Source organism: Acinetobacter sp. Colony158, assembly GCF_019264745.1.
In the GTDB taxonomy this organism is placed as follows: Bacteria; Pseudomonadota; Gammaproteobacteria; order Pseudomonadales; family Moraxellaceae; genus Acinetobacter; species Acinetobacter ursingii.
In genome coordinates, this window is sequence record NZ_CP078523.1 from 2,390,899 (window position 1) to 2,404,275 (window position 13,377).

Below are 13,377 nucleotides of genomic sequence, written 5' to 3' on the forward strand. Positions count from 1 at the left end.
TTTTCTATTCGAGAAATCTATTAAAATATGGCAGAATAGGCGGTTTTTAGAGATTTCAGAGGATTGGCACATGCGCTTTGTTGATGAAGCAGTCATTACCGTAGAGGCTGGCGACGGTGGCAATGGCGTAGCCAGTTTTCGCCGTGAAAAATTTGTACCGTTTGGTGGGCCAGATGGCGGCGACGGTGGTCGTGGTGGTAGCGTGTATATCCAAGCGGATGACGATACCAGTACACTGGTGGACTATCGTTATACGCGTAAATTCCGTGCAGAACGTGGAAAAAATGGTTCAGGTGCGAACTGCTCAGGTCGTGGCGGTGAAGATGTTATTTTAAAAGTTCCTGTGGGAACAACCATTGTTGATACTGACTCAGGCGATATTATTGGCGATTTGGTCAAAGACGGTCAGCGTGTTTTAGTGGCCCATGGTGGCGATGGTGGTTTGGGAAATACTCATTTTAAATCATCAACCAACCGTGCACCGCGTAAATTTACTACAGGTGTCAAAGGCGAATTTCGTGAAATTCGTTTAGAGCTCAAAGTATTGGCAGATGTTGGTTTGCTCGGTATGCCAAATGCGGGTAAATCTACTTTTATTCGTGCAGTCAGTGCGGCGAAACCAAAAGTTGCGGATTATCCATTTACCACGATGGTGCCAAATCTGGGTGTGGTCGATGCCGATCGTCATCGCTCATTTGTGATGGCAGATATTCCAGGTTTGATTGAAGGTGCAGCAGAAGGTGCAGGGCTCGGAATTCGCTTCCTGAAACATTTGGCGCGGACTCGTATTTTATTACATATCGTGGATGTGCAACCGATTGATGGTTCAGATCCTGCGCATAATGCTAGAGCGATTGTGGCGGAACTGGAAAAATTCTCTCCGACCTTGGCAAAACTGCCGATTGTATTGGTTTTAAATAAACTGGATCAGTTGGATGAAGACAGCCGTGATGAATGGTGTCAACACATCATTGATGAATTGCAATGGACAGGACCAGTGTTTAAGACTTCTGGTTTGTTAGAAGAAGGCACTAAACCTGTGGTGTATTACCTCATGGATCAGATTGAACAACAACGCGAACGTGAAGTTGAAGATCCAGAATACGCAGCAGAAGTGAAAGCATTCCGTGAGCAGCTTGAAGCTGAAACGCGAGAACAAACCATCGCAGCCAAAGAAGCATATCGTGCTATGCGCCGCGCACAACGTCTAGAAGGCTTACTGGCTGGTGAAGACGAGGATGACTTCGATGACGAAGATGATGATAACGATGTAGAAAGTATTTATGTGCGTGACTAGAGTTCGCAATTTGGCTTTTTAAAAAACCTTTAATTCTCCCTGAGAAGCACTCGTCTCTGCTTCGCAAGGGGAAAATAATTTGAGGAAAACATGATAGAAGTGGTGGATGGGCAACGTCAGCTCAATGCGTGTAAACGAATCGTTGTTAAAATCGGATCATCGCTACTCACAGCAAACGGGCAAGGTTTAGATTTAGATGCAATTTCGCATTGGGCAATGCAAATTGCTGATCTACACACTGCTGGACACGAAATTATTTTGGTTTCGTCTGGTGCTGTAGCTGAAGGGATGGTACGCATGAAACTGACCAGCCGACCCACCGATCTACCCAGCCTGCAAGCCTGTGCGGCTATTGGTCAAATGGGCTTGATCCATACTTGGTCAAGTGTATTGGAAAAGCATTATATTCAGACTGCGCAAGTGCTTTTGACACATGATGATCTGGCGGATCGTCGTCGTTACTTGAACTCTTGTGATGCTCTGCAAAACTTGATTGACTGGCGCGTGATTCCTGTCATTAATGAAAATGATACGGTATCTACCGATGAAATTCGTTTTGGTGATAACGATACCCTAGCAGCCATGGTGGCAGGGCAAGTGCATGCTGATTTGTTGATTATATTAACTGACCAACAAGGCATGTTTGATTCCGATCCTCGTAGTAATCCAGATGCCAAACTCCTAACTGAAGTTCGTGCTTTAGATGACAGTTTATTTGAAATGGCAGGTGGTGGTGGAGTGCTTGGTCGTGGCGGTATGGTCACTAAAGTCCGTGCAGCACGTCTTGCCGCCAAATCAGGCTGTCCAACGCTGATCGCCAGCGGTGAAAGCGATCGTGTTTTATCTCGCTTAATGTCTGGCGAAATGCTCGGGACTTTATTTAGTACCGATAAAGACCGTATGACCGCGCATCAGCAATGGTTGGCAGCACATTTGCAAACTGCTGGTCGTTTAATTATTGATGATGGTGCGGTGGAAGCGATTAAGGAGCGTCATCGAAGTTTGTTACCTGTGGGTGTGAAAGCGGTCGAAGGACATTTTGATCGCGGTGATGTGGTGGAGTGTGTGGACAAGTCAGGTAAACGTATTGCCGTCGGACGGGTTAACTTTAGCTCACAATCTGCTGATATTATTAAAGGATTGGCTTCGGACAAAGTCTATCAAGTGCTAGGTGAAGCACGTTCACTGGAAATGATCCATCGTAACCACATGGCGATTTACTAAATTTTAAAAATAAAACAACTCGCTTAGGCGAGTTTTTTTACATCTGCTAATTGAGGTAGCTGCTGATCTTCTCCGACCATATAGCAGCTATCTGCCAGACTAAACATCTGTAAATCTTCATAGCTATTGCCATACGCATAAACATGTGCGTAATCATTGAGATGATAAGCCTCATGAACCCGAATCTTTTTCTGCTCAGAACTACAGTCGGGTGTAGAATATTGACCTGTAATGAATCCATTATGGATTTCGACTTGTGTACAGATCAGATCGATATTGAGGAGTTCACATACTGGTTTCAAATACAAATCGATTGAAGCAGAAACCAGTACCACTTTATCGCCTTGTGCTTGGTGTTGTAATAGGCGTTGAAATAGCTGAGTGTCCAGATTTTTCACTAAAGTTTGCGCGTATTCTTGACCCAGTTGTTGTAGTTGTTTTGCTGAATTTCCTTTAAACATCGTACTAAAAAGTTTGGCGCGCATAGCATCAGCGGGATAAAGTTTTAAATAATAAGCCTGAATCCATGGAAGAATTTTCAGGCCTTTACGCATGATATGTCTTTTAGACAAAGTATAAAAAATAAAGCCAGTGAAACTATCTTTCGTACAGAGTGTTCCGTCAAAATCAAACAGGGCGAGATTTATAGTCTTATTCTTTTCGCTCGTTGCATACATGTTTCATATCTTCCATTGACGCGGGAGGCAAACCAGTTGGTATTGTAATCTCGGCTTAATTTAGGCCCAGAAATAATGACTTGTGGCATGATGGCATAAATAGGTTCTTTGCCTGTCTTTGTTTTGTATAGTTTTTTCACTGCAATATAGGTTTGAGTATCTTCAAAAGATTTCTCTTTCTCTTTTTTTAGATCTGAACGAATTTGACGTGGTGTCACCAGTACATTATTTTGCGCAAAGACAGAAATCAATTCTTTCTCAGATTGGCTAAGGACTGCACGAGGACTGCCATCTTTATTATAAAGCAACAAATCACCATCCAGATCCAGTTCTTTCGGTGTTAAATCATTGAGCATACTTTGAAAAGCCGCGTTACGACTTGAATACATGCCTGAATTATAATCAGCGAATCGATAAATCGATTTATTATAATCGGCAGGATACATCATTAAACGATGTATTCCATAATATAAGCCGCCATATTGTGTATATAAATCGTCACGTAATTCATTGGTATTCATGCGTGAACGCTTATGATCCTGAGCATAGGTAATTAGCACTTGCATAGAACCCAGCGTAGTAATTGGATTCATCTTTTCGCCAATATCCTGACCCACCAGTTTTGCTGCACCTGTTAGGGCACTGACATGGTAATGACTCGCCATAAAGTCAAAAATCTGGCGATAAAGTAAATCCAGATCGCGTTCTGTACGGACTTTACGCATTTGGCTCATATAATTATTATCTGGAGAGGGTTGGTTTTTGAGTACGTCCTCAAAATAACCCGCAACTTGACCACCAATCGTAGTCCCTAGCTTTTCTTCAAATTTTTCATTTAAACGTGTATTAACTTCTTTAACCGCTTTCGCACCCAAGCCAGGTACCACGGGATCAGCCACAAAATTAGATTCTTGATCGACCACGGCGACAATACTGCATACATTTTCTTTGGTTTTTGGAATGCCTAATTTTTCCATAATGTCGTCAATATCATTGGCCCAAGATTCACGACCATTCACGCGTGTCGGAATCACACGTTTAATCTGTTCTGCTTTAAATTCTGGCTCATCTTTTTGAGACCACCAATTACCATCACCGCATCCAACTAATGCAAGACTCAACGTAATTGTGCTCAATGATTTTAAATAAAAACCAGATTTAATTGGGCTATTCATGCAAGCAGGGCACCTTGATAAAAAGATGAGCAAAAAAGACAGATGCAGTATACTATGTTGATCAAAAAAAGCATGAATATTATGTATATTGGTCCCTATCAACTGTCAAATAATTTAATCGTTGCCCCAATGGCGGGAGTCACTGACCGTCCATTTCGTTCGCTATGCAAATATTTTGGAGCAGGGCATGCGGTTAGTGAAATGATGACCGCAGATAAAACACTGCGCATGACGAAAAAAAGTTTATATCGTGCTAATTTTGATGGTGAGCTTGCACCTATTTCGGCACAAATTGCAGGTTCTGACCCTGAGCAACTGGCTGAAGCGGCACGTTATCAAGTCGCAAATGGTGCCCAAATCGTTGACATTAATATGGGTTGTCCTGCTAAAAAAGTCTGCAATAAGCTGGCAGGCTCAGCCTTGTTACAGGATGAAGATCTGGTGGCACGTATTTTAGATAGCGTCGTTGCCGCAGTGGATGTTCCTGTGACCTTAAAAACTCGACTAGGTTTTTTAAATGGTCATGAAAATATCCTACGAGTTGCGCAACGTGCCGAACAAGCAGGCATTGCAGCATTGGCCTTACATGGTCGAACTCGTGAAGATATGTATTTAAATACTGCGCGTTATGATTTGATTAAGGAAGTAAAGCAACTTCTAAATATTCCTGTAATTGCCAATGGCGATATTGATGGTCCTGAAAAGGCTAAATTTGTGCTGGATTATACGGGTGCTGATGCGATTATGATTGGACGTGCAGCGCAGGGCCGTCCGTGGATTTTTCGGGAAATTGCCCATTATTTGCAAACTGGTGAACATTTGGCTGCACCCAATATCGCTGAAGTGAAACAGGTGTTACTGGGGCATCTGGATGAGCTGTATCAGTTTTATGGCGAATATTCAGGCTGTCGCATCGCACGTAAACATATTGCTTGGTACACCAAAGGTTTACGTTCAAGTAATGAGTTTCGCCAAAATATGTATCAAGTTGAAACGACCCATCAACAGGCTCAAGTCGTGGAAGCTTATTTTAATCAATTATTGGATCAAGGGCATATCATGAGTGATGTTCAGATTGAACAGGTCGATTTATTGGCGATCAATTAAGGATAAGCAGCCATGACGGATATTTATAAAATCAGTAAGGAAAGTCTACTGCTTTTAGCTGAATATAATGTCTGGGCAACGCAGCGATTATTGAATAGCTTGAAGCCATTATCTGATGATGAACTGCATCGTGATGTCGGTTTATTTTTTGGTAGCATTTTGGGAACATTGAATCATCTTTTGGTCGGTGAACATTTACTTTGGTATGCGCGGTTTGCCCAGTCTATTTCTCCAAAAATGGCACTGAATGCTATTGTTGAACAGGATCCTGTGCAATTATTTATAGAATTAGAGTCAAGAGCTCAAAACTGGATCGCTTTTCTTGAGCAGTTAGATCAAGAAAAATTGAACAGTCAGTTCAGTTATCAAACGGCAAGTGGTGAAGCAAAGTGTTTACCTTATGCAGCGACTTTAATGCATATTTTTAATCATGCGACCCACCATCGAGGGCAACTTACCGCAGCCTTAACGGGATTGGGTTATGAGTGCCCTGAGCTTGATTTGGTCTATATGCTGGTAGAAACGCATGCATCCTTGTTAGATACTGAATAGATGTTTTTATCGCTTTTATTTCATCACTGTTTAGCTCCTCTTTTTTTCTCCTGAAGCGAGAAATAAAAAAAAATTATAAAAGAAATCTGATATACTCAGCTTATTCACTCATTTCTAAAATCAATTGATTGATTAAATCTCGTGCTTCCATCTCACGAATTTGTGCGACATTACTGCCTGCCCAAAACGCACCATAGCCAGAATCACCTGCCTGAGTTGCGATAGCATGTAGTTGTTTAGCCAGATCATAAGCATAAGGGTAAGCCGCTACCGATGGGCGTTGTGGATGGTCAATCTCGGTATGCCAGTGATTAATAATGCCGCGCGCAGGTCGACCAGAAATACTGGATGTGATTTGGGTAAGGGGCTGATTTAAAAGTGCCTGACGATAAGCTGCATTGGCATTTGAAGTTTTACATTGCACAAAAGCGGTGCCGAGTTGAACGGCTTGTGCACCTAAGCTGATGATTTTTTTGGCTTGATGACCATTCATAATCCCGCCTGCCGCAATCACAGGTGTATCACAATGCTGAGTAATCAGTTGTACCAGATCCGCTGTTTTGACTGCACCATCTAGATCGGCATTGAATATTCCACGATGTCCACCTGCCTCGATACCTTGTGCAATAATGATATCAATTCCAGCGGCCTCAATCGCTTTAGCTTCAGCCAGATTAGTTGCAGAAACCAATGTAATGATTCCTGCTTGTTTTAAAGCCTGTATTTGATGGGGATGTGGAATCCCAAAATGAAAACTGACTGCTTTGGGCTGGGTTTCCAATACCAGATTTAAGAAGTCATCATGGTCCAAAAAGCTTGGATAGATACATTGCAAGGTTTGCGGTGGTTGCGCATGAAAACGTTGAAATTCTGGGGTTAAATACTCGATCCAGCGTTGAGCTTCCTGCTCATTTAAAATTTGAGGTTGATGACAGAAGAAATTCACTTGAAATGGCGCATCTGTAAGGGCTTGGGTTTTAAGTATTTGTTCTCTAGCCGAACTGACATTATTTGCTCCCAAACCCAAAGAACCTAAGCCACCGCTGTTGGAGACTTCAGCTGCTAGTTCAGGTGTTGATACACCTGCCATCGGAGCTAACAGAATCGGGTGTTTAATTCCAAGCTGCTGTAATATTGACATATTCTTATGATCCAGATGTTTTACTCACCATAGCCTGAATTGTTCAAAAGAAGCAAATCATGTTCAGTATTTTTTTATTAAATGATGAGCTTGATGAATTGCTTCTGATTTTGTGGATCTAGCCCATATTTTAATGGTGAACTTTGTCACTTCACATGCCTTAGACTTTTAAATTTCAAATATCTGGTATGAATTATGCTTGCTTCTTCTCATAAAAATGAAAAATGAGAGAAAGCTCATGTCAGAAACCAAATCTATTGCAAGTGATATTGCTTCGTCTCAAGATGAACATAAAAGCCATCATGAATATTTTGCCCAAAGGCAGCTGAAACAAGGCGCAGTCGGCTGGATACTTCTGGTTGGACTCGGTGTGGCTTATGTCATTTCTGGGGATTTTGCGGGTTGGAATTTTGGTCTCGCGCAAGGTGGCTGGGGAGGTATGTTTATTGCCACTGTGGTCGTCGCCATCATGTATTTATGTATGTGTCTTGCCATGTCGGAGATGTCAACCATGCTACCTACGGCGGGAGGCGGTTATAGTTTTGCCCGTACAGCTTTTGGGCCATTGGGTGGTTATCTGACAGGGACGGCAATTTTGATTGAATATGCAATTGCACCCGCTGCGATTGCTGTATTTATTGGTGCATATTGCCAGTCCTTATTTGGCGTTGGCGGATGGATCGTCTATTTAGTTTGTTATTTGGTCTTTATGGGGATTCATTTAAAAGGCGCAGGTGAAGCCCTTAAAATTATGTTTGTCATTACTGCCGTTGCTTGTGTTGCATTGTTTGTCTTTATTATTGCGATGATTGCACATTTTAATAGCGCCAATTTATTTAATATTGCGGTCACAGATCATGCGGGAGCAAGTAATTTCTTACCCATGGGCTATATCGGGATCTGGGCGGCAGTGCCTTATGCCATCTGGTTTTTCTTGGCCGTTGAAGGAGTGCCTTTAGCGGCAGAAGAGGCCAAAGATCCAGCAAAATCCTTACCACGCGGTTTGATTGGTTCCATGTTGATTTTAGCTGCTTTTGCCTTGCTTATTTTATTTTTAGGGGCGGGTGCAGCAGGTGCGGATCAATTAAAAGCCTCTGGTGCGCCATTGGTGGATGCGTTGGTAGCTGTTTATGGCAAAAATACATGGTTGGCCAGTTTTGTAAATTTTGTTGGTTTAGCTGGACTCATTGCAAGTTTCTTTTCAATTATTTATGCCTATTCACGACAAATCTTCGCATTGTCTCGTGCAGGTTATTTACCTAAAAAGTTATCGCTGACCAATAAAAATAAAACTCCACATTGGGCGATTATTATTCCTGGCATTATTGGCTTTTTATTATCGTTATCTGGGGAGGGGGATTTACTTATTTTAATGGCTGTTTTTGGTGCAACGCTCTCTTATGTGTTGATGATGTTGTCTTATATCAAACTCAAAATTTCACGTCCAAATTTGCCTCGTCCTTATAAAGCTCCGGGTGGCATTGTGACTGCTTCGATTGCACTAATTTTATCGGCGATTGCAGTCGTGGCAGGCTTTTTAGTGGATCCTAAAGTCTGGTTGATGGCAGCAGCGATTTATGTGGCGTTTATTTTATATTTTATGTTTTATAGTCGGCATCATTTAGTGACAGGTACGCCTGAAGAGGAATTTGCCAATATTAAATCGGCTGAAGAAGATTTGCGCTAGGGGAATTGTCATGTCATTTGAAATCATCGTTGCCCAACAGCGATATGTGTTTAAGGACTTAAAAACATTATTGGCAAAAGCAACACCTGAACGCTCGGGAGATCAACTGGCTGGTGTGGCGGCAAAGGATGCAACGGAACGTGTCGCAGCACAAATGGCTTTAGCCGATTTACCGCTCAAACATTTTTTGAATGAAACGGTGACAGCCTATGAACAGGATGAAATCACGCGTTTAATTATTGATGAACATGATGCTTTGGCATTTTATCCAATTTCGCATTTTACCGTAGGTGATTTTCGAAATTGGTTACTTTCTGCGGATGCCACCACTGAAAAACTGACTGAATTGGCAACTGGACTCACGCCTGAAATGGTCGCTGCGGTGAGTAAGATCATGCGTAACCAAGATTTGATTTTGGTTGCGAAAAAATGTCAGGTCATTACCCAATTTCGAAATACCATCGGTCTGGAGGGACATTTATCCACTCGTTTACAACCGAATCATCCCACCGATGATCTGCTTGGAATCTCGGCCAGTATTCTGGATGGTTTAATGTATGGTAATGGCGATGCGGTGATTGGGATTAACCCTGCCACCGATAATTTACAGAATTTATCTGAGCTGTTGAAATTACTGGATCATGTGATTCAGCATTATGAAATTCCAACACAGTCTTGTGTTTTAACTCATGTCACTTCGGGGATTGAACTGGCAAATCGAGGTGTGCCGATTGATTTAATGTTTCAGTCCATTGCAGGAACGCAACAGGCCAATGATGCCTTTGGTATTTCTCTGTCTGTTTTACAGGAAGGTTATGAGGCGGCATTAAGTTTAAAACGTGGAACTTTGGGGCAAAATGTCATGTACTTTGAAACAGGTCAGGGCAGTGCTTTATCCAGTAATGCCCATTTTGGGGTCGATCAGCAGACCATTGAAGCCCGTGCTTATGCCGTTGCCCGAAAGTATAAGCCGCTACTGGTCAATACTGTAGTTGGCTTCATTGGGCCTGAATACCTTTACAATGGCAAGCAAATTATCCGAGCAGGTTTGGAAGATCATTTTTGTGGCAAATTATTGGGTGTGCCGATGGGCTGTGATATTTGCTATACCAATCATGCCGATGCTGATCAGGACGATATGGATATTTTACTGACCTTATTAGGTAATGCAGGAATTAATTTTATTATGGGAATTCCTGGTTCAGATGATGTGATGTTGAATTATCAGACCACGTCATTTCATGATGCGCTGTATGTACGTCAATTATTAGGGCTAGAGCCCGCACCTGAGTTTGCGGCATGGCTGGAGCAACAAGGCATTTTCAAACAATCGCAGCATCATATTCACTGGGCAGAACAAATGCCTGAAAAATTTTCACGTTTGCTGATGTCTTAAATGGAGGTTGTCGTGAACTTGATGAAAGATACTCAATACCCACAGTCATTACATGAAGATGTCTGGAGCAAGCTTAAAAATTTTACTGATGCACGAATAGCACTGGGACGTGTAGGTTGTAGTGTGCCAACCAAGCCATTACTTGAGTTCCAACTGGCACATGCGCAAGCCAAAGATGCTGTTTTACAGGCATTAGATATCGAATTATTTAAAAGAAAGTTATCACATTTAAATCATCAATTACTGCTGATTCAGAGTTGTGCTGTAGATAAAGAAACTTATCTTAAACGTCCAGATTTGGGGCGAAGTTTAAGTGAAAATTCACGTCAGGAATTACAACACTATCAAGCCCAAAATCCCAATAAATATGATGTTGTCATCGTCATTGGAGATGGTTTATCTGCAAGAGCCATCGATGAGAATGCGCCCATTTTGATTGAACATCTAATAGCTGAGTTTAAAGCACTGAAATGGTCAGTTGCGCCTTTGATCATCGCACAGGGCAGTCGCGTTGCATTAGGCGATGAAGTCGCCCAGATTTTGAATGCTAAAATGTTAGTGATGCTGATTGGAGAGCGTCCGGGTCTCAGTTCGCCCGATAGTCTAGGGATCTATTATACTTATGATGCCCATTTAGGTTGTCATGATGCGATGCGCAATTGCATTTCAAATGTACGTCCAGCGGGACTTCCCATATTGATTGCAACACAGCGCTTAATTGCTTTAATGAAAAAATCCCTACAACTGGATTTTTCGGGTGTCAATCTAAAAGATGAACACGAAATGACTGTTGAACATCAGCAGCATGAGACACATTTATTATTTTGATATTGAATGATTAAGACTTATCCGTTACATTTTAAGCGACATCTCATGTCGTTTAAAATGAATACAAATCCCCTGATCAGCGTTGATTTTTTATAATAAACGAATGTGAATTATAAGGTGGATGTTCATGTCTGATCGTATCCGCGAAAAACTACAGATTTTAGCCGATGCTGCCAAATATGATGTATCTTGCTCATCCAGTGGCAGCAATCGGAAAAATAAAGATAAGGGATTGGGCAATACCGGCTCAGGCATTTGTCACTCTTATACTGAAGATGGTCGCTGTGTGTCATTGCTTAAAATTTTATTTAGCAATGTCTGTATTTTTGACTGCGCTTATTGTGTTTCACGTCGTTCCAATGACATTCAACGTGCTGCATTTACCGTGCAGGAAGTGGTTGATCTGACCATTAATTTTTATCGCCGTAATTATATTGAGGGCTTATTTTTAAGTTCCGGTATTTTTAAATCCGCCGACCATACCATGGAGCGTATGTTACAGGTAGTGAAGAAGCTGCGTTTAGAAGAAAATTTTAATGGTTATATTCATCTCAAAACTATTCCAGGTGCTTCACCAGAACTGATCACTGAAGCTGGACTCTATGCTGACCGCATGAGTATTAATCTGGAAATGCCGACAGAAGCAGGATTAAAACGTTTTGCACCTGAAAAAACACATGCTGAAGTACAAAAGGATTTAGGCATTGTACGTGATCGCTTAATTCAGTTTAAGGATGAACGAAAACTGATTCGAACTGTCCCTAAATTTGTGCCAGCAGGGCAAACCACACAAATGGTGGTGGGTGCAGCCAGTGAAACTGATTATGATGTGATGATGATGGCGGATCAGCATTATAAGGAATTTAAACTGAAACGCGTTTATTATTCAGGTTACATTCCAATCAATGAACAAGAAAAAGCTTTGCCTGCAATTGGATCAGCACCACCATTGCTACGCGAAAATCGACTCTATCAGTCTGATTGGCTGATGCGTTTTTATGGCTTTGCTGCCGATGAAATTGTCAATCCGCAACATCCCAATCTAGATCTGGATATCGACCCAAAACTGAGTTGGGCGCTGCGTAATCCAGAACAATTTCCTGTTGATCTAAACCGAGCTGATTACAAAATGATTTTGCGCATTCCGGGAATTGGGGTGAAATCAGCCCAAAAAATTGTACAGGCACGTCGTTTTGGGGCTTTGCGAATTGATCAGTTGAAACGTATGGGGGTGGCGTATAGCCGTGCACAGCATTTTATTCGTTGCGTGGATACTCCACAGTTTCAACGTGATTTACAACCGCATCAAGTACGCCAGCAAATTTTACAATCAGGGCAGTCCAAATATACCAAACAGATTTCACCGCAACTCGGTTTTGGTTTTTAATACGATGGTAAATACGATAATTCTAAAATGATCATTTATCAGTTCGATGGCAGTCTGACTGGACTATTAAGCTGTATTTTCAGAGCATTTCAATTTAAGCAATTTGAAGTGCAATTGGCATTAGAGCATCAGGTGCAGGATTCACTGTTTGCTGAAAGTGTTGTAGTTGCAAGTCATGAGCAGCAAGCACAGCGTGTTTGGAAGGGTTTGACTCAGAAACTTTCTTCAGAAGGGATAAAGCGTTTTCATTATACGTTTTTATCTGAACAATTAATTGCCTTTCAGCATTTGTTTAATTTCGCCATTTATGTATTTCAAAATCCATTTTCAATTGAAAAAAATTATGGTCATGCCGATGTGCTTGGCGTATCACAATGGACCAAACAAGTGGGTCGTGAAAAGCACCGTATGGAAGCTTTTGTAAGATTTAAGAAAACACAAGAAGGCTTATTTATCAGTCTGGTACGTCCAGATTTTAATGTGCTGCCGCTGATTGAAAAACATTTTAAAGCACGTTATCAGGATCAAAAATGGCTGATTTATGATGAAAAACGCCATTTCGGTATTTATTATGATTTAGATCAGATTCATCAGGTCGAACTGGATGCCTCGACACTGGATAAAAATATTGAAAATGGCTTTAGTCAGGATTTTAGTTTAGAACTAGATGAAAACGAAGCCTTATACGACCAGCTTTGGAAAGATTATTTTAAAAGCGTCAATATTGAGGCACGCAACAATATCAAATTGCATATTCAATATGTGCCGAGACGTTATTGGCGCTATATGAATGAAAAAATCCTGTAATCTATACGATACGTTTCGACCAGTCTAAAGCATCCTGTAAACGATCATTTCCCCAAAACAGCTCACCATTCACAATAAATGACGGCGCACCAAAAATAT

General features: G+C 41.5%; 12 protein-coding genes. 9 read left to right on the plus strand and 3 right to left on the minus strand.

Annotated features, from left to right (window positions below):
• Positions 1–70 precede the first annotated feature (70 nt).
• Both cgtA and proB read left to right on the plus strand, forming a co-directional pair.
• Complete coding sequence (gene cgtA / locus JR005_RS09645) at positions 71–1,297, plus strand: Obg family GTPase CgtA (RefSeq protein WP_218664972.1); 1,227 nt, start codon at positions 71–73, stop codon at positions 1,295–1,297.
• Between the two features lie 90 nt (positions 1,298–1,387).
• Entirely contained in the window at positions 1,388–2,521 is a 1,134-nt protein-coding gene (proB, locus tag JR005_RS09650; RefSeq protein ID WP_049175243.1) for a glutamate 5-kinase, read from the plus strand.
• 23 nt (positions 2,522–2,544) lie between these two features.
• On the opposite strand, the gene JR005_RS09655 is transcribed toward proB, so the two are convergent.
• Positions 2,545–3,198 carry an HAD-IB family hydrolase gene (locus tag JR005_RS09655; RefSeq protein ID WP_218664973.1) on the minus strand — a complete coding sequence of 218 codons (654 nt, stop codon included), beginning with the start codon at positions 3,196–3,198 and terminating at the stop codon, positions 2,545–2,547.
• Positions 3,165–4,373, minus strand: coding sequence for a DUF1615 domain-containing protein (locus tag JR005_RS09660; protein ID WP_004996734.1), 1,209 nt, complete (start codon positions 4,371–4,373; stop codon positions 3,165–3,167). Before JR005_RS09660 ends, JR005_RS09655 begins: the two co-directional genes overlap by 34 nt.
• A gap of 81 nt (positions 4,374–4,454) precedes the next feature.
• Between JR005_RS09660 and dusB the strand changes: the two genes are divergently transcribed.
• Positions 4,455–5,480 (plus strand): tRNA dihydrouridine synthase DusB, encoded by a 1,026-nt coding sequence (gene dusB, locus JR005_RS09665; protein WP_218665828.1) that lies wholly within the window; start codon positions 4,455–4,457, stop codon positions 5,478–5,480.
• A 12-nt stretch (positions 5,481–5,492) separates the two neighbouring features.
• Positions 5,493–6,032, plus strand: a complete 540-nt coding sequence (locus JR005_RS09670) for a DinB family protein (RefSeq protein ID WP_218664974.1) — start codon at positions 5,493–5,495, stop codon at positions 6,030–6,032.
• 100 nt (positions 6,033–6,132) lie between these two features.
• On the opposite strand, the gene JR005_RS09675 is transcribed toward JR005_RS09670, so the two are convergent.
• Positions 6,133–7,173 carry an NAD(P)H-dependent flavin oxidoreductase gene (locus JR005_RS09675; RefSeq protein WP_218664975.1) on the minus strand — a complete coding sequence of 347 codons (1,041 nt, stop codon included), beginning with the start codon at positions 7,171–7,173 and terminating at the stop codon, positions 6,133–6,135.
• A 238-nt stretch (positions 7,174–7,411) separates the two neighbouring features.
• Between JR005_RS09675 and eat the strand changes: the two genes are divergently transcribed.
• The 5 genes from eat (at position 7,412) to JR005_RS09700 (ending at position 13,278) form a co-directional block, all read left to right on the plus strand.
• Positions 7,412–8,860, plus strand: coding sequence for an ethanolamine permease (gene eat / locus JR005_RS09680; protein WP_218664976.1), 1,449 nt, complete (start codon positions 7,412–7,414; stop codon positions 8,858–8,860).
• 10 nt (positions 8,861–8,870) lie between these two features.
• Entirely contained in the window at positions 8,871–10,256 is a 1,386-nt protein-coding gene (locus tag JR005_RS09685; protein WP_004986949.1) for an ethanolamine ammonia-lyase subunit EutB, read from the plus strand.
• A 12-nt stretch (positions 10,257–10,268) separates the two neighbouring features.
• Complete coding sequence (gene eutC, locus JR005_RS09690; protein ID WP_004986947.1) at positions 10,269–11,084, plus strand: ethanolamine ammonia-lyase subunit EutC; 816 nt, start codon at positions 10,269–10,271, stop codon at positions 11,082–11,084.
• Positions 11,085–11,211: 127 nt separating this feature from the next.
• Entirely contained in the window at positions 11,212–12,471 is a 1,260-nt protein-coding gene (locus tag JR005_RS09695) for a putative DNA modification/repair radical SAM protein (protein WP_004986945.1), read from the plus strand.
• A 27-nt stretch (positions 12,472–12,498) separates the two neighbouring features.
• Positions 12,499–13,278, plus strand: a complete 780-nt coding sequence (locus JR005_RS09700) for a TIGR03915 family putative DNA repair protein (RefSeq protein ID WP_004986942.1) — start codon at positions 12,499–12,501, stop codon at positions 13,276–13,278.
• Positions 13,279–13,377 lie beyond the last annotated feature (99 nt).